The sequence below is a fragment of the Pseudomonas agronomica genome, assembly GCF_025917275.1.
GTDB lineage: Bacteria > Pseudomonadota > Gammaproteobacteria > Pseudomonadales > Pseudomonadaceae > Aquipseudomonas > Aquipseudomonas agronomica.
On record NZ_JAOSHO010000069.1, the window covers coordinates 1 to 16,641 of the forward strand.

The following is a 16,641-nucleotide window of genomic DNA, read 5'->3' on the forward strand; positions in this document are numbered from 1 at the left end:
GTCCCAAAGATCGCAGGCTTCGCCAGCTCCTACAGACCCGGCGGGGCAAGTTCCTTTGCCACCCATCAATGGGCAAACAGCGAATTACCTTTCTGTCCCGCCAGCTTCTCAGGCTTGATCAGGAACCGCGCCAGCGCCGGCAGCAGCCACAACGCACCAAACATGTTCCACAACAGCATGAACGTCAGCATCAAGCCCATGTCCGCCTGGAACTTGATGGCCGAGAAGATCCAGGTGCACACGCCAATCGCCAGGCACAAACCGGTGAACAGCACCGCTTTGCCCGTGGATTTCAGCGTCTGGTAGTAGGCTTCCTGCAACGGCAAGCCAGCGCGCAGGAAACTTTCCAGGCGACTGTAGATGTAGATGCCGTAGTCCACGCCAATCCCCACCCCCAGCGCAACCACCGGCAGGGTCGCGACTTTCACGCCGATGCCCATGAATGCCATCAGCGCGTTGCCCAGCACCGACGTCAGCACGAGCGGCAGCACAATGCACAGCGTCGCCGCCCAGGAACGGAAAGTGATCATGCACATGGTCGCCACGCAGATATAAACCAGGACCAGAATGGTCAATTCCGATTCCTTGATCACTTCGTTGGTGGCGGCCTCGATGCCCGCATTGCCGGCAGCCAGGATGAACTCCAGGCCATCGCGGTTGTTGTCCTTGGCAAAGTCCTGCACCGCCTTAACTGCGCGGTCCAGGGTCTCGGCCTTGTGATCGTTGAGGAACACCAGCACCGGCGCCAGGGAACAGCTGTTGTTGTACAGGCCATCGGCCCGGGCAATGGAGCTGTTGAGCACATCAGGGTTGCGCGACAGGGTTTCCCATTTCAGGTTGCCCTCGTTCATGCCCTTGATCATCTGCTTGGACACGGTCACCAGGGAAATCGCCGACTGCACACCTTCGGTGTTCTGCATCTTCCACATCAGCTCGTCGATCGGCGCCATGGCCTCATAGCGCGAACAGCCTTCTGCCTTGGTCTTGACCATCACCACCAGTACATCGGAGCTGGTGGAGTAATTGCTGATGATGAAATTGTTGTCCTGGTTGTAGCGCGAGTCCGGACGCAGCTCCGGCGCGCCCTGGTCGAGGTCGCCGATCTTCAGGTTCTGGCTGTACCAGAGGCCGCCGCCAAACGCGAGCACGGCCAGGGCAATCGATACCGGTGCGACCTTGGCGCTGGCGAAGTTCGACAGCGTGCGCCAGAACGGATGCTCGCGGGTCGCGTCTTTCTTGCTGCGCTCCACGGCCCGCTTGCTGATGCCGACGTAGGAGATCGCCACCGGCAGCAGGATCAGGTTGGTGAACACGATGACCGCCACGCCGATGGAGGCGCCGATGGCGAGTTCGCGGATCACGCCGATGTCGATGATCAACAAGGTGATGAAGCCGACGGCATCGGCCAGGATCGCGATCATGCCCGGCAGGAACAATTGGCGGAAGGTGCGCCGCGCTGCGGTCAGGGCGTTGTCCGCCTCGCTGGATTGCAAGGCGATGCCGTTGATTTTCTGCACGCCATGGGAGATACCGATGGCGAAGATCAGGAACGGCACCAGCATCGAGTAAGGATCAAGTCCAAAGCCCGCCGCGTGCATCAGCCCCAATTGCCAGACTACCGCCACCAGGGTGGTGCTCAACACGGCGACGGTGCTGCGCATGCAGTTCGTGAACCAGTACAGCAGGATCAGCGTAATCACGAAGGCCACGCCGAAGAACATCACCACCATGACCAGGCCATCGATCAGGTCGCCGACTTTCTTGGCGAAACCGACGATGTGGATCTGCACATTGGGGTTCTGGGCTTCGAACTTGTTGCGGATCTTGTCTTCAAGCTCATGGGAGAATTTGCGGTAGTCCAGGGCGAGCAACTTGCCTTGATCCTGCGGGTCCGGGTAGGACTCCAGCAGCGGAATGTCGACGATGCTCGATTTGAAATCGTTCGCCACCAAGCGCCCGACCTGGCCGGACTTGAGCACGTTGTTGCGCAACAGGTCGAGGCTGTCGGCCGAGCCGTCGTAGCTCTGGGGAATCACCTCGCCGCCGGCGAAGCCCTCCTCCGTCACCTCGGTCCAGCGCACGCTCGGGCTCCACAGCGACTTGAGCCCGGAACGGTCGACACCCGGGATATAGAAGACTTCGTCGTGGATCTGGCGCAGGGTCTCCATGTAATCCTTGGAGAAGATGTCGCCATCGGTGGCTTCAACGGAGATGCGCACCGTGTTGCCCAGGTTCGCCAGGTCGTTGCGGTGTTCGAGCATTTTCTCGATGAAAGGGTGCTCGAGGGGGATCATTTTTTCGAAGCTGGTGGACGGCCGGATCAGCGTGGCCTGCCAGAACAGGAAAATGCTGACCAGCAGGCAAATGACGATCACTGCCGGGCGGTTATTGAAAATCAGGCGTTCGAGGAATGTCGCCTTGTCTTGGTGATGACTGCTCATGGGGTCCGCCTTGTTGTTATTGTGCCCGTCTGACAGGCCCGGCTCATTTGCTCAGTTCGGCGCCAGTGGACGTGGTGGCGCGAACGCCGCCCTGTCCCGCCAGGATCAGGTTGCCGTTGCCCGCCGCCGTGACGGCCGCTACGGAAATACGGTCGGGGCGGTTGAAGACACTGAACGTCACGCCGTCGTCGGTGCTGCGGATCACGCTGCCACCGTTGCCGACGATCACGATCGAGCCGTCCGGCAACAGCGTCGCGCCCGACAAGCCGAACTCCAGCGCACCACGGGCGGCCTTGAGCTCGACCTGCTCCCAGGTCGTGCCAAAATCGGCGGAACGATACAGATTGCCGCGAAGACCGTAGGCCAGCAGGGTCGAAGGCTGGGCGGTGCCAACGACGCCAAACAGCGAGCCTTCATACGGCCCCTGGAGTTTTTCCCAGGTCTGCCCCCAGTCGGCGGAGCGGAACATGCTGCCGGCCTCGCCGACGACGAACAGCCCGGCATCCTTCACGGCGGCGATGGCGTTGAGGTGGTATTGATCTTCATTGTCGAGGCGGTCGCTGGCGTCTTCCCAGTGCTTGCCACCGTCGGTGGTCTCGTACAGCGCCCCGTAGGCGCCCACGGCGAAACCATGGCTGGCGTCCTGGAACCAGATGTCCAGCAACGGTGCTTCACGAGGGAGGTCTTCGAATTGCTTGGTCCAGGTGCTGCCGCCGTCCTCGCTGGCGAGGATCTGCGCGTCGTGCCCCACCGCCCAGCCGTGCTTGTCATCGACGAAAAAGACGGCTGTGAGCAACTGGCGGGTCGGCACCTTCGCCTGGGTCCAGGACGTGCCGTGGTCATCGGAATAGACGATATGCCCACGGTCGCCGACCGCCACCAGGCGCTGTCCGGCATGCACCACATCGAGCATCAGGGTCTTGCTGGCCTTGGCCGATTCGACGGAATAGATGACATCGGACGTCGATGCCGCCACCGCAAGCACCGGTGCCGACAACACGACAGAGCCCAGCAGCGAGAGCGCCGAGGCCAGCAACGCCACACGGCGCAGCATCGGCGGCCGGCAGCGGCCCACAGCCATGACAGGCTCATTCATAGACCTTTCCCCCATTATTATTGTTATGGCCTGGTACGTCGCCAGTCTCGGAGCATAGCCCTGAAACCTGCAATCTAGAGCCACTCGGAAGCTGAGCTATCCTATCGGGCTTTCGAAAGGTCTGACAATCGACGCCACGTTATCTTTTGTTAACCGTGGGGATAGGTGATGGGGGTGAATGGCGGGGTATTCGGTGGGGTGATAGCGAGGGGCTAGGCGGTGACAGGGCTGACGCTATCGCGAGCAAGCTCGCTCCCACAGGGGGGCCAGGCTGATCACAGAATAGGTGTTCGCTGAAGATCTACTGTGGGAGCGAGCTTGCTCGCGATGAAGGCACCGCGGTCCGCCTGGCAGACCGCGGAATCAAGGTCAAGCCAGGCTCTTGCTCACCACCTCGAACACATCGGCGGAAAGCGCGCCGGACGCGAGAATGCGTTCCAGCTCGGCCTTCATCAGCGCCTGCCGGGCGCTGTCGTATTTGCGCCAGCGGGTCAGCGGCGCCAGTTGTCGCGAGGCGATCTGTGGATTGAAGCCATTGAGCTGGATCACCAGGTCCGCCAGGAAGCGGTAGCCCGAACCGTCGGCGGCGTGGAAGTTGATCAGGTTTTGCCCGGCGAACGCGCCGATCAGCGCCCGCACCTTGTTCGGGTTCTTGATGTTGAACGCCGGGTGCTCCATCAGCGCCTTGACCCGCTCCAGGCCACCCGGCAACGGGCTGCCGGCCTGGACGCTGAACCACTGGTCCATGACCAGCGGATTGCCCTTGAAGTTTTCCGCAAACACTTCCAGCGCCTTGGCCTTCTCGGCCTCGAACGGCGAGTTGACCAGCACCGCCAGCGCCGTGAGGCGCTCGGTCATGTTGTCGGCGGCGTCGAACTGATCGAGCGTCGCGCTCAGCACTTGCGGCTTGTCGGTCAGCATCAGGTACGACAGTGCGATGTTCTGCAACGCGCGACGGGCGAAATGCTCGGCCTCGGCCACGTACGGCGTGCGCCGGGACAAATCGCGGTTGGCTTCGTAGCGCAGCCACAAGGCTTCGAACAGGCTGTCGGCCAGTTGCCGGCGCGCGAACTCGCGGGCGGCGTGGATCGCCTCGACATCCGCCACTTCGCTGATTTCGGTCAGGTAGGCTTCGCTTGGTAGCGAGAGCATTTCGGCGACCATCGCCTGATCCAGCGAATCGTCCGATAGCACGGTGCGCAATGCGCTGACCAGTCGCGGGTCCAGGACCAGGCTCTCGCCCTTCTGATGCTGGCCGATCAGCTCCTGCAACACCTGCACCGACAACTGCTGGCCGGCGTCCCAGCGGTTGAAGCCGTCGCTGTCGTGCTGCATCAGGAACATCAGTTGGTCGCGGTCGTACGGGAAGCTCAGCTTCACCGGCGCCGAGAAACCGCGCAACAACGAAGGCAGAGGCTTTTCAGCGACATCGACAAAGGTGAAGGTCTGCTCGGCTTCGGTCACCGAGATCACGCGGGTGGTGCCGCTGGCCGCTGCTTCGCTGCTCAGGCGCAGTGGGATTTCAGCGCCGTTGCTGGCGAGCAAGCCCAACTCGACCGGAATCACGAACGGCAGTTTTTCCGCTTTGTCCGGTGTTGGCGGGCAGCTCTGGCGGAAGGTCAGGCTGTAGGTCTTGGCCGCGGCGTCGTAGGACTCGCTCACCGCCAGCCGTGGCGTGCCGGCCTGGCTGTACCAGCGCTTGAATTGGCTCAGGTCGACACCGTTGGCGTCTTCCATGGCCTTGATGAAGTCGTCGCAGGTCACGGCCTGGCCGTCGTGGCGTTCGAAATACAAGTCGCTGCCCTTGCGGAAGCCTTCGGCGCCCAGCAGGGTGTGGATCATGCCGACCACTTCCGAGCCCTTTTCGTACACGGTCAGGGTGTAGAAGTTGGAGATCTCGATGAAGCTGTCCGGGCGCACCGGATGGGCCATCGGGCCGGCGTCCTCGGCAAACTGGTGCGTACGCAGGTAAGCGACGTCCTGGATGCGCTTGACGGTGGCCGAGTTCATGTCCGCCGAAAACCCGGCGTCGCGGAACACCGTGAAGCCTTCCTTGAGCGACAACTGGAACCAGTCGCGGCAAGTCACGCGGTTGCCGGACCAGTTATGGAAGTATTCGTGGGCCACGATCGCCTCGACGCGCTGGTGCGCGGCGTCGGTGGCGGTTTCGGCACGGGCCAGCACGGCGCTGGAGTTGAAGATGTTGAGGCCCTTGTTTTCCATGGCGCCCATGTTGAAGTCGTTGACCGCGACAATCATGAAGATGTCGAGGTCGTACTCGCGACCGTACACCTCCTCGTCCCAGCGCATCGATTTCTTCAGGCTGGTCATGGCGTGCTGGCACTTGTCGATGTTTTCAGGCTCGACGTAGATGCGCAGCGCCACGGTGCGCTCGGTCATCGTGGTGAAGGTGTCTTCGACGCACCACAGGTCACCGGCCACCAGGGCAAACAGGTAGGCGGGTTTCTTGAACGGGTCTTCCCAGGTCGCCCAGTGCCGGCCGTCTTCGCCGGGGCCGCTGGCGATCGGGTTGCCGTTGGACAGCAGCACCGGATAGCTGTGCTGCTCGGCCACCACGGTGGTGGTGAACTTGCTCATCACGTCCGGGCGGTCGAGGTAGTAGGTGATCTTGCGGAAGCCTTCGGCCTCGCACTGGGTACAGAACATGCTGCCGGATTTGTACAGGCCTTCCAGGGCGGTGTTGGTTTCCGGATGAATGCGCACGGTTGTGTCGACCGTGAACGCCTGGGCCTTGGGCTGCAAGGTCAGGTGGCTGTCATCCAACCGATAGTCGCCCTGCCCCAGGTCGGCGTCGTCGAGCTTGATCGACAGCAACTCCAACTGCTGGCCGTCGAGCACCAGCGGCGGCAAACCGGCACCGCGCTCGGGGTTGCGGCGCATCACCAGTTGCGCATGGACCAGGCTGTGGTCCTCGAACAACTCGAAGGTCAGGTGCGTCTCGTCGATCAGGTATTCGGGAGCCTGATAGTCCTTCAGGTAGATCATCTTCGGTTGTTCGGTGCGCATGGGTCGAATCCTTCTACTGATGCACGGCGAGCTGGTAAGCCGTGTATTTACGAATGTTGATCACGCCAGTGTCGAAAATCAGGTACTGGCCCTTGATGCCCAGCAGCGTGCCTTCGGCGATCGGGTCCTTGTCCAGGTTGAAGCTGACGATCTTGGCCGGATACTGCTGCACCGGGTAACGGATCTCGATCGGTTCGACGTCCGCTATTGTCTGGATCGCCTGCAAGCCGAATCGTTCCTGAAGCCCCTGCAGGCCCTGGGCGCAGCTTTCAAACAGCGAATCACGGATCGCCGGCAGGTCCACCGCCGCCGCATCGCCCTTGAGCAAGGCGCGCCAATTGGTCTTGTCCGCCACCTGGCTGCGGAACAGGTCTTCGACAAAACCCGACTGCTGGCGGGTTGCGACCCGCAGGATCGGCAGTGCCTGGCTCGCGCCCTGGTCCAGCCAACGGGTCGGCAATTGCGTGGCGCGGGTGATGCCGACCTTCACGCCCGATGAGTTGGCCAGGTAGACCACGTGATCGGTCATGCAGAACTGCTCGCCCCAGGCCGGATCCCGACAGGTACCGGCATCGAAATGGCAACGCTCGGGGCTCATGATGCACAGGTCGCATTGGGCCAGCTTGGTCATGCACGGGTAACAATAGCCCTGGCTGAAGCTGGTCTTGGTCCGGCGTCCGCAATGGGTGCAATGAATCGCACCGAGGTATTCCAGGCGAATCGTGCTGCCGATCAACGGATTGACCGGCACCTCGACATCGCCCAGGCGAAAGGCGTATTGAACGGTCGGCCCGTCCAGGCGTGCCGACATCTTGCTGATTGCACCGCGGCCAATCTCGATCAATGGATGGCGTCCGACTTGAACAGGATATTCGGCACTTCAGTGGCTTTCGACTGGCATTCCTGGGGGCCCATGTAGCCGGTGCGCTCTTCTTCGGGCAGGTTCTGGATTTCCCAGGCGATCATCGCTTGCAGCGACAGCTCGCGCTGCTCGGCGGTGAGCTTGTTGCCATCGGCCCATTTACCGATTTCCACGGCCAGCTTCAGGCTGCGGTAGATGTCGGGGGTGATGTTCTGGATCATTTCGTTGAATGAAGACATGGGTTCTCCGCGCAAATCGCGCATTTTCAAAAAGGCACAGGTCGCCGGTCAGCGGAGCATTTTACGGCGTGCGAACAGCCCGCCCAACAACCCGGTGAAGCAACCGACGAGCAACCCGCCGACATGGGCCGCGTTGGCAATCTCGCCAAAACCGATCAGCGAGACCAGGCCGGACAGGCACAGCAACAACCACACCAGCATCATCACCAATACCCCGCGGGGCAAGTGATACGCCGGGTTCGGCGCGAGCAACTGGTAAATCCAGCAATGCCCCAGCAGGCCGTACAAGACACCCGACAAGCCGCCGAACAGCGTCGGACCGCTGAAAAAATACTGGGCGAAATTGGAAACGAGGCTGAACAACAGCGTCAGCCCCAACAGGTTTATGCCGCCCTGGCGCGCTTCGATCCGCCGCCCCAGCTCCCAATACCACATGCCGTTCATGGCGATGTGCAGGAAGCCGAAGTGGATCAGCATCGGCGTCACCAGGCGCCACCACTGCCCCGCCGCCAGGCTATCGGCCAACGGCGTGAACTGGATGTAGTCGCCAACCACGCGAAACTCCAGGAAGGTCAACCAGCGCAAGGTGTCGAGATTTTCCCCCAGCAGCGTGACGGCGCTGACGATCAGGCTCAGCAGCAACACCAGGGCGGTCACCGGGCTGCGGGTCAGCTGCGCGACGAATCCGGGGCGCCGGGACGTGCCGCCCAGGTCCGGAAGTTCCAGCTGTTGATCAGGGTCGCCGGCGGGAAAACGCGCGTACAACGAACGCACGTCCTCACTGATTTCATCCGGCACCCATAGCACTTGCTCGCCCGCCTCTTCGCTGACCCGATGGGGCACTTGCATGCGTTGCAGCAACTTGACGAAACCACTCAGGTCCGCGCCCAGGGGCAAGCGCAGGACGGCGACGGCACTCATCGCACCACCTCCGGTCGCTCGACGTTCACCCAGACGAATTTGTGCGGATCGAGGCGGGTTTCCTGGTCGAGGCGATAGGCGACCAATTTGCCGTAGAGCACCGCGCTGTAGTCCAGGCACGCCAGGTTCGGACGGATCGGCGCGGGCTTGCCGCTGCGCCAGTAATGCCCGACGAACAGCAACGGTTCATCGACGCCATAGCGCAGCAGGTTGTTTTTCTCGTCCGGCGACAGCGGCGTGCGTGCCACGGGTTCTGGCAACGCATCGGGTTGGAAGACGATGTCGCCATAGGTCTGCGGGTTGTCTTCCCAGAATTTGGTGCGGAAGAAAGCCCGCGTCAGGCCGTCGCCGCCGGTCAGGGTCATGCCATGGGGCAGGCGCATGTCGGTGCCGCGCAGCAGGCGGTCGAACACGGTACAGGCGAAACTGCCCGACTCGGCCGATGCCTGGAGGAAATGCTCGTCGATGCAGCCATCCGGGAACAAGCCCCGCAGCGGCTCGATCAGGCCGGCGTCCCAGCAGGCGTGAACCACGCGGAAGCGGCCGGCATCGACAAACAGCGGCAGTTCATAGAACCACTTGAGAAAATCCTGCCAGTCGCCAGGGTGCTGTTCGAATTGGGTCAGGGTCTCGCTGAGCAGGCGGGCGTGGCGCGGCGTGTGTTCGCGCACGTAGCGCTGGCCGCTGCCCGGCAATGCCGGCGTGCTCCAACCCAGGGCGTTGAATTCGTGGTTGCCCATGATGCACAGCGCCTGGCCGGCCACGACCATGTCATGGACGATGTGCAGCGCCTCGCGAATCCGCGGGCCACGGTCGATGATGTCGCCCAGGAACACGGCCATGCGCGACGGATGCCGCCAGACCCCGCCCTGCTTGTGGTAACCGAGTCGGTCCAGCAGGTGTTCCAGGGTCAAGGCGCATCCGTGCACGTCGCCGATCAGGTCGTAACTGCGCGCGGGATCGAGCATCAGTCGCCTCCACCCCCCAGACGACTGCCCCAGCCGAGCTTGGTCCGGCAGACTTCGTAGTAGTTGTGATCCAGCGGGTGGATCAGGCGTAGCTTCTGGGCCTTCTTGCTGACCGTGATGGTGTCACCTGGCGCGCAGGTGAAATGGTTCTGGCCGTCACACGACACTTGAGGGTAGATCTGCATATCCTTGGACACGACGATTTTCAGCTCACTGTTGCCATCGACCACAATGGGTCGCCCAGACAAGGTATGGGGGTACATGGGCACAATCACAATAGCGTCGAGCTTGGGATGCATGATCGGGCCGCCGGCCGACAGCGCGTAGGCGGTGGAACCGGTCGGTGTGGCGACGATCAGGCCGTCGGCCTTCTGGCTGCAGACGAACTGGCCGTCGATGTACAACTCGAATTCGATCATGCGCGTGGACTTGCCGGGGTGCAGCACCACGTCGTTGAGGGCATCGCCCTGGCCGATGGCCTCGGCGTGACGACGGACCTCGGCTTGCAGCAGGAAGCGGTTCTCCACCAGGTAGTGACCGTCCAGGACCTCGGCGACCTTGACCTCCAGCTCGTCAGGGCGGATATCCGTCAGGAAGCCAAGACTGCCACGGTTGATCCCCAGTACCGGAATGTTGTGCCGCGCCAGGGCCCGGGCGGCGCCCAGCAGGCTGCCGTCCCCGCCGACGACGATGACCATGTCGCAGACTTCGCCCAGCATCTTGCGCGACGACGTTTGCAGGCCGTGGCCCGGCAGCACTTCGGCGATGGTGTCTTCGAGGATCACATGCAGGTGCCGCTCCAGGAGGAAACGTTTGAGACGGCGAACGGTGTCCAGCACCTGTGAACTGCCCAGGCGACCGATGATGCCGATATTGCGAAATTGCTCCATGAGGCTCCTGCGAGGGTCTGCGGCGGGCGAAAAACCCGATTATGGGCGAAAGCGCTCCGTAGACAAAATTCTTTAAGCCTCCAGCGCAACGGCTATGCTCGCAAGATGATCCTGTTCCCTGAATTGCTCGACCTGCCCCGCCGCCTGCGCCACCCCGAAGTGCGGGACCTGGCGTGGGTGATCATCGCGCCGCCGATGCTCATCGACACCCCTTGGCCCCAGCGTCATCCCCTGGCGGGCAGCGACTGGGTGCAACAGCCGCACCGGCTGGAACACTGGCTGCGCCAACTGGACCGCGACAGCTACCCGTTGCTGCAATGCCTGTCCCAAGGCCGGACACGGCGCCTGGGCCTGTATTACGAAAGGTTGTGGCAATTTGCCGTACAACACGCACCGGGCATCGAATGGATCGCGGCGAACCTGCCGATTCGTCGCGAAGGCCATACGTTGGGGGAATTGGATCTGTTGCTGCGTGATGGCGAAGGTGTTCATCACCTGGAACTGGCGATCAAGCTGTACCTCGGTCCGCAACAAGGCAACGGGCACGACACCGCGCAGTGGCTCGGCCCCGGTTGCCATGATCGCCTGGACCGTAAGCTGGCGCACCTGCATGAGCACCAATTGCCGATTTGCGCATGTCCGGAGAGCCGCGAGGCCTTGGCGGCGCTGGGCATCGAATCGTTTCGCTCGCACCTCTGGCTCGGCGGCTATCTGCTCTACCCGTGGCCGGGTGAGGCCGAACCACCGAGCGGCGCGCACCCCAGGCATTTGCGCGGCCGCTGGCTGCACCAGCGGGACTGGTCGGGGTTCGTCGCCCAACGACCGCCAGGCCACTGGCAACCCCTGCCCCGCGCCGCCTGGCTCGCGCCGGCCCATTACCCTGCGGAGCAGGTCTGGACCGAGGCACAGCTGGACGCCTGGCGAACCGCCCTCGACCCGATGGCACCAGCGCAGCTGATGGTGCGCCTGACGGAGAATGCCGAGGGGGAATGGGAGGAAGCCGAGCGGGCGTTCCTGGTGGCGGACCTTTGGCCGGATGTGCCGGGCAATGGCTAACAACCGCCCCGTAGGAGCTGGCGAAGCCTGCGATCTTTTGATTTGATCTTTCCCTTGAGACTCAAGTGTCAGCGCAAAGATCGCAGCCTCGCTTCGCTCGGCAGCTCCTACAGGGACAACCGCACGGCCAGCGCCGCCAACGTCACCAGCAACACCGGCACCGTCAACACAATCCCCACCTTGAAGTAATAGCCCCAGCCAATGCGAATATCCTTGCGCGCCAGCACATGTAGCCACAACAAGGTTGCCAGGCTGCCGATCGGGGTGATTTTCGGGCCCAGGTCGCTGCCGATGACGTTGGCGTAGACCATCGCCTCCTTGACCGCGCCGGTGGCCTGGCTGGCATCGATGGACAAGGCCCCGACCAGCACCGTCGGCAAGTTGTTCATCAACGATGACAGCAGCGCGGTCAGGAGCCCCGTGCCCATGGCCGCGCCCCACACGCCATAACCTGCGAAACCGTCGAGCCAATGGGCGAGGTAGCCCGTCAGGCCCGCGTTACGCAGGCCATAGACCACCAAGTACATGCCCAGGGAAAAAATCACGATCTGCCAAGGGGCTTCCTTCATCGCCTTGCGCGTGGAAATCTTGTGGCCACGTGCCGCCACGGCCAGCAGCAACGCAGCGCAGACTGCGGAAATCGCGCTGATGGGAATCCCCAGCGGCTCCAAGGCGAAGCAACCCAGCAGCAGGATCAACAACACGGCCCAGCCGGCATAAAACGTCGCCTTGTCGTGGATCGCGGTCGCCGGATCGTCCAGTTGATGCGGGTCGTAGTCACGCGGAATGTCGCGACGAAACACCCACAGCAGTATCGCCAGGCTGGCCGCCACGCTGACCAGGTTCACCGGCACCATGACCGACGCATAGCGGTTGAAACCAATGCCGAAGAAATCCGCCGAGACGATGTTTACCAGGTTCGACACCACCAGCGGCAGGCTGGCGGTATCAGCGATAAAACCGGCGCCCATCACGAACGCCAGGGTCGACGCGGGGGAAAACCGCAGGGCCAACAGCATCGAAATCACAATGGGCGTCAGGATCAGCGCCGCCCCATCATTGGCGAACAGCGCCGACACCAGGGCGCCGAGCAGCACCATGAAGGCGAACAGCTTGCGTCCATTGCCCCGCCCCCAACGCGCCACATGCAGGGCGGCCCAAGCGAAGAAACCGGCCTCGTCCAGCAACAGGCTGATGATGATCAGCGCGACGAACGTACCGGTGGCGTTCCAGATGATCTGCCAGACCACTGCAATGTCACCGACGTGTACCACCCCACTGAGCAACGCCAACAACGCGCCGAGGGTGGCGCTCCAGCCGACACCCAAGCCTTTGGGCTGCCAGATCACCAGGGTGATGGTCAGCAGAAAAATCAACGACGCGACGAGCATGCGTAACAACCTAGAGAACGTTAAAGACAGCGCGCAATACATTGTGGCGAGGGAGCTTGCTCCCGCTGGGTCGCGAAGCGGCCCCCCACAATTTGCGTCGCGGCACAAAACTTGGGCCTGCTGCGCAGTCCAGCGGGAGCAAGCTCCCTCGCCACGGGGTTTGCGGTGGTATCAGATTTTCTTATGTTGCTCGACCCACTTGCCATAGGCATCGATGAATTTCTGCAGGAAAGGCCTGACCGAATCCGACAGCTTGCCCGCTTCGTCGAACGCCGTGCCCGCGCCGCTCAGGTAGGCTTCCGGTTGCTGCATGCAAGGTACATCGAGAAATACCAGCGACTGGCGCAAATGATGATTGGCGCCGAAGCCGCCTATGGCACCCGGCGAGGCACTGATCACCGCGCCCGGTTTGCCGCTCAGGCAACTCTGGCCGTAGGGGCGCGAGCCGACGTCGATGGCGTTTTTCAAAGGAGCTGGAACCGAGCGGTTGTATTCCGGGGTCACGAACAGCAACGCGTCGGCGGCTCCAACCTTCTGGCGAAACGCGGTGTACGCCGTCGGCGGCGTGACGTCGAGGTCTTCGTTATAGAGTGGCAACTCGCCAATCTCGACGATTTCCAGCTTCAGCTGGGCCGGTGCGAGTTCGGCCAGTGCAAGGGCAATCTTGCGGTTGATCGACGCCTTGCGCAGGCTGCCCACTAAAACAGCGACTGTATAGACATGACTCATGGGAGGTTTCTCGACTGTCGGCTCAAAGGGAGCCTGTAGTTATAGATGATCGGCACGACAATTGGACCAGTGGAACGTCGAAAACCCGCCACACCGACTATTTTTTTCTTGTGGGAAAACTTACCGCACTTGACCAAGGTCTACAGAACCGCAAATCGAGTGATCTATTTCCAGAGGTTCTAAGCAATGGCAGCAGTACTTGTCGGACAATTCCATGCACGGGACGCCGAAGGCCGCGTCTATTCGGTGCATGAATTCCAAGAATCGGATCCGTCCCAGGACGGCAGTGGCAAGGATGTCGTCACCTATAAACTGGCCATTGGCGACCGCGTCAACAAGCTGGATGAGGACACTTTCCTTCTGGTGCAGTCCGGCGTCCAACTGATCCGCGAACCGGAAACAGCGCCGCAGCCTCAGGTCCAAGTCGAACCGCAGATCGCGTTATAACTGCCTGCATGAGCAGAAGTCGCACCCGCAATTGGGTTAGGATTCAGCCACTCAATGGCTTACCTGCCTAATACGGACTTCTTGCATGCGTTTACGCCACATCGAAGTGATCCAGGCGCTGCTGCAGACTGGTCACCTGGGCACAGCGGCCGAATGGCTGCAATTGCCAATGGTCGAGGTCGAGTCGATCCTGCGCGATGCCGAAGCCCAGCTTGGCTTCATGCTGTTCGCCAGCGTGCGCGGACGATTGCAGGCGACTCGGGAAACCCTGGCCTTGCGCGATGGCATCACGCGCCTGTACGACACCCTCGAACCGATACAACGGTTGGCCAGTAGCCTGAAACATTACCAGGCGCCGCCCCTTCGCATCATTTGCACACCGCCATTGGCCCAACAACTGGTGCCCCTGAGCATCGCCGCCTTGCGCCGACGCCTTCCGGACGCGCCCTGCACGCTCCTCAGCCAGCCAACCCGTGAAATCGTCAAGCATCTCTTGCTGCGTGAAAGCGACCTGGGCCTGAGCCTGCACGACCCCGAACACCCCGACATCCAGTGCCAGATGATCGCCCAAGGCAAACTGCAATTGCTGGCACCCCATGGCTGGCTGCAACCGCGGCAGAAATACATTTCGCTTCAGGACCTGGCGGGCCAGTCGCTGGTGGGTCTCGATGGCCACGACCCGTTGAGTCCGGCCTTCGATCATAAACTCGCCGCACTGCGCCCCGCGCCGGTGATCCAGATCCGCGTGCAGACGCACCAGATGATGCGGGCGATGGTCGAGGCCGGCGAAGGCCTGGCCATTGTCGATCCCTTCACCGCGTCGGGGGCCAAGGGCAGCGAGCTGGATATCTGCCCGGTGTCGCCGGCCGTGCCCATCTGCCTTTACGCACTGAGCCTGAACGGCGCGGAGCCCACCCCCACGGTCCAATCGTTGCTGGAGCGGATCAAGGAACAAGCCGAGGCGTTGCTGAACCACTGATCGTCATGCCCAGTGGATCGTCGAACAACCGGTACCAGAACAACGCCACCTCGGCGGTGTGTCGATCGATGCCGCGATAGCGCAGGTGATCGATGCCACCCAGCACATAACCGCAACGTTCGTAGAGCCGGCAGGCACCCAGGTTGTTGTTCTGCGTTTCCAACATGATGCCCGGAAGTTTTTTCTTGCGACTCCAGAACAGCGCCACGTCCAGCAATGCCTTCGCCACGCCGTGCCGGCGAGCCGGGGCATGCACCGCCAACTCGTCGATATGGGCATAACCGTTCCAGTTGGTACTGACCACCAGATGCCCCACGGGCTGGTCGTCCAGATAGGCCATGAAGATTTCACTTTCCGGAGCATTGCGGAAGCTGCCGAACTCTTCCGGATCGATGCCATAGCACTTGCGATACGGAACGATGGGCGTTACCGGCCACTGGCTGACCGGCCGACCGATCTGCGCCGTGCCATAGGCGCTGACGTCGAAACTGAAATCGCTGCCCCAGATATAAGCGGCGAATCCGTCATCGGCAACGCGGACCGACAGGCCAGGGTACTTGGGATTCATGACGGGTTGCATACTGGGAAAGGTCCTCATTCCTTGAGGCAACCAACAGCGAAGTGCCATCCATTGCCCTTGCCTCTCGAATCTTTACGCATCAAGCGGGTATCCATGGCATACCTTTACTTCAGGTTAGAAGCAACGGGTGATTGTGGCGAGAAATGATCGCTAACTAACCTGTGGGAGCGAGCCTGCTCGCGAAGGCGTCGGCGCAGTACAGATGCCAACTGACCCGGCACTTTCGCGAGCAGGCTCGCTCCCACAGGGTGCCATCAGTTCGCGGCGGCCTGCGCCTCGACCAGTTGCGTCCACAATGCCGGGGCGCCGGCCGATTTGGCGATGGCTTCCAGACGTGCGGCATGTTCGGCCAGGTCGTTTTCGCTGGCGCGGATGATCCGGGCGGGCTTGCGGTCCGCCGGCAGACGACGGATTTCCGTGGCCTGGTTGCCCGAGCCTTCACCGGTACCGTTGCCGTCCGAGGCGTTGCCCGCCAGGGACAGGCTGGTCTGGCCGCCGGTCATGGTCAGGTAGACGTCGGCGAGGATCTCGGAGTCGAGCAAGGCGCCGTGCAATTCACGACCGGAGTTGTCGACGCCGTAGCGCTTGCACAAGGCATCGAGGCTGTTGCGCTGCCCCGGGTGCCGTTCCCGGGCCATCATCAGGGTGTCGAGAATGGTGCAGTGCCGGGTGATGTCGGCCCGGTCATGCTGGCCCATCAGGGCAAATTCGTTATTGATGAACCCGACGTCGAACGCTGCGTTGTGGATGATCAACTGCGCGCCCTGGATGAACTCGAAGAACTCATCGGCCACTTCGGCGAAACGCGGCTTGCCCACCAGGAATTCGTTGGTGATGCCGTGCACGCCAATGGCGCCTTCGTCGCTCTCGCGGTCCGGCTGCAAGTAAACGTGGAAATGACGACCGGTCAGGCGCCGACCGATCAGCTCGACACAGCCGATTTCGATAATCCGGTGACCGTCGGTCACCGGCATGCCGGTGGTTTCGGTATCCAGTACTACAGATCTGTTGGCCA

At 62.0% G+C, this 16,641-nt stretch carries 15 protein-coding genes; 3 read left to right on the forward strand and 12 right to left on the reverse strand.

Going from position 1 to position 16,641, the window contains the following annotated elements:
* Positions 1 to 65 precede the first annotated feature (65 nt).
* The 8 genes from OC610_RS08095 to OC610_RS08130 form a co-directional block, all read right to left on the reverse strand.
* Positions 66 to 2,441: an efflux RND transporter permease subunit gene (locus OC610_RS08095; protein WP_030142614.1), complete on the reverse strand. Its 2,376-nt coding sequence runs from the start codon at positions 2,439 to 2,441 to the stop codon at positions 66 to 68.
* Between the two features lie 43 nt (positions 2,442 to 2,484).
* The gene (locus OC610_RS08100; protein WP_264427354.1) at positions 2,485 to 3,537 is read right to left on the reverse strand and encodes a WD40/YVTN/BNR-like repeat-containing protein; all 1,053 of its coding nucleotides are present in this window, start codon (positions 3,535 to 3,537) and stop codon (positions 2,485 to 2,487) included.
* 369 nt (positions 3,538 to 3,906) lie between these two features.
* Positions 3,907 to 6,564, reverse strand: a complete 2,658-nt coding sequence (pepN, locus tag OC610_RS08105) for an aminopeptidase N (RefSeq protein ID WP_264427355.1) — start codon at positions 6,562 to 6,564, stop codon at positions 3,907 to 3,909.
* Positions 6,565 to 6,577: 13 nt separating this feature from the next.
* The gene (locus OC610_RS08110) at positions 6,578 to 7,408 is read right to left on the reverse strand and encodes a DUF2797 domain-containing protein (protein ID WP_264427356.1); all 831 of its coding nucleotides are present in this window, start codon (positions 7,406 to 7,408) and stop codon (positions 6,578 to 6,580) included.
* Positions 7,405 to 7,665 (reverse strand): YeaC family protein, encoded by a 261-nt coding sequence (locus OC610_RS08115; RefSeq protein ID WP_030142618.1) that lies wholly within the window; start codon positions 7,663 to 7,665, stop codon positions 7,405 to 7,407. The genes OC610_RS08110 and OC610_RS08115 overlap by 4 nt, the downstream gene beginning before the upstream one ends.
* Before the next feature lie 48 nt (positions 7,666 to 7,713).
* Complete coding sequence (locus OC610_RS08120) at positions 7,714 to 8,586, reverse strand: rhomboid family intramembrane serine protease (RefSeq protein ID WP_264427357.1); 873 nt, start codon at positions 8,584 to 8,586, stop codon at positions 7,714 to 7,716.
* Complete coding sequence (locus OC610_RS08125) at positions 8,583 to 9,557, reverse strand: metallophosphoesterase (RefSeq protein ID WP_264427365.1); 975 nt, start codon at positions 9,555 to 9,557, stop codon at positions 8,583 to 8,585. Before OC610_RS08125 ends, OC610_RS08120 begins: the two co-directional genes overlap by 4 nt.
* A complete protein-coding gene (locus OC610_RS08130; RefSeq protein WP_030142621.1) occupies positions 9,554 to 10,444 on the reverse strand; it encodes an NAD(+) kinase in 891 nt (296 codons plus the stop codon). The genes OC610_RS08125 and OC610_RS08130 overlap by 4 nt, the downstream gene beginning before the upstream one ends.
* A gap of 105 nt (positions 10,445 to 10,549) precedes the next feature.
* On the opposite strand from OC610_RS08130, the gene OC610_RS08135 reads away from it, so the two are divergent.
* Positions 10,550 to 11,500, forward strand: a complete 951-nt coding sequence (locus tag OC610_RS08135) for a DUF1853 family protein (protein WP_264427358.1) — start codon at positions 10,550 to 10,552, stop codon at positions 11,498 to 11,500.
* 107 nt (positions 11,501 to 11,607) lie between these two features.
* On the opposite strand, the gene OC610_RS08140 is transcribed toward OC610_RS08135, so the two are convergent.
* Together OC610_RS08140 and OC610_RS08145 are read right to left on the reverse strand one after the other, a co-directional pair.
* On the reverse strand, positions 11,608 to 12,891 hold the full coding sequence (locus OC610_RS08140; protein ID WP_264427359.1) for an arsenic transporter: 1,284 nt from the start codon (positions 12,889 to 12,891) through the stop codon (positions 11,608 to 11,610).
* A gap of 171 nt (positions 12,892 to 13,062) precedes the next feature.
* Positions 13,063 to 13,620 carry an NADPH-dependent FMN reductase gene (locus OC610_RS08145; protein ID WP_264427360.1) on the reverse strand — a complete coding sequence of 186 codons (558 nt, stop codon included), beginning with the start codon at positions 13,618 to 13,620 and terminating at the stop codon, positions 13,063 to 13,065.
* A 186-nt stretch (positions 13,621 to 13,806) separates the two neighbouring features.
* On the opposite strand from OC610_RS08145, the gene OC610_RS08150 reads away from it, so the two are divergent.
* Positions 13,807 to 14,067: a hypothetical protein gene (locus tag OC610_RS08150; protein ID WP_264427361.1), complete on the forward strand. Its 261-nt coding sequence runs from the start codon at positions 13,807 to 13,809 to the stop codon at positions 14,065 to 14,067.
* Positions 14,068 to 14,152: 85 nt separating this feature from the next.
* Positions 14,153 to 15,046, forward strand: coding sequence for a LysR substrate-binding domain-containing protein (locus OC610_RS08155; RefSeq protein ID WP_264427362.1), 894 nt, complete (start codon positions 14,153 to 14,155; stop codon positions 15,044 to 15,046).
* Here the strand turns inward: OC610_RS08155 and OC610_RS08160 are convergent.
* Complete coding sequence (locus OC610_RS08160) at positions 15,012 to 15,626, reverse strand: GNAT family N-acetyltransferase (RefSeq protein WP_264427363.1); 615 nt, start codon at positions 15,624 to 15,626, stop codon at positions 15,012 to 15,014. The two genes, OC610_RS08155 and OC610_RS08160, sit on opposite strands and share 35 nt — an antisense overlap.
* A 254-nt stretch (positions 15,627 to 15,880) precedes the next feature.
* On the reverse strand, positions 15,881 to 16,641 hold a 761-nt coding region (dnaQ, locus tag OC610_RS08165), incomplete at its 5' end, for a DNA polymerase III subunit epsilon (protein WP_264427364.1).

Bases quoted from the DNA above. Each gene is read 5' to 3' on its own strand.
- OC610_RS08095 (WP_030142614.1), bottom strand. From the start codon at position 2,441: ATGAGCAGTCATCACCAAGACAAGGCGACATTCCTCGAACGCCTGATT.
- OC610_RS08100 (WP_264427354.1), bottom strand. From the start codon at position 3,537: ATGAATGAGCCTGTCATGGCTGTGGGCCGCTGCCGGCCGCCGATGCTG.
- pepN (WP_264427355.1), bottom strand. From the start codon at position 6,564: ATGCGCACCGAACAACCGAAGATGATCTACCTGAAGGACTATCAGGCT.
- OC610_RS08115 (WP_030142618.1), bottom strand. From the start codon at position 7,665: ATGTCTTCATTCAACGAAATGATCCAGAACATCACCCCCGACATCTAC.
- OC610_RS08120 (WP_264427357.1), bottom strand. From the start codon at position 8,586: ATGAGTGCCGTCGCCGTCCTGCGCTTGCCCCTGGGCGCGGACCTGAGT.
- OC610_RS08130 (WP_030142621.1), bottom strand. From the start codon at position 10,444: ATGGAGCAATTTCGCAATATCGGCATCATCGGTCGCCTGGGCAGTTCA.
- OC610_RS08135 (WP_264427358.1), top strand. From the start codon at position 10,550: ATGATCCTGTTCCCTGAATTGCTCGACCTGCCCCGCCGCCTGCGCCAC.
- OC610_RS08140 (WP_264427359.1), bottom strand. From the start codon at position 12,891: ATGCTCGTCGCGTCGTTGATTTTTCTGCTGACCATCACCCTGGTGATC.
- OC610_RS08145 (WP_264427360.1), bottom strand. From the start codon at position 13,620: ATGAGTCATGTCTATACAGTCGCTGTTTTAGTGGGCAGCCTGCGCAAG.
- OC610_RS08150 (WP_264427361.1), top strand. From the start codon at position 13,807: ATGGCAGCAGTACTTGTCGGACAATTCCATGCACGGGACGCCGAAGGC.
- OC610_RS08155 (WP_264427362.1), top strand. From the start codon at position 14,153: ATGCGTTTACGCCACATCGAAGTGATCCAGGCGCTGCTGCAGACTGGT.
- OC610_RS08160 (WP_264427363.1), bottom strand. From the start codon at position 15,626: ATGCAACCCGTCATGAATCCCAAGTACCCTGGCCTGTCGGTCCGCGTT.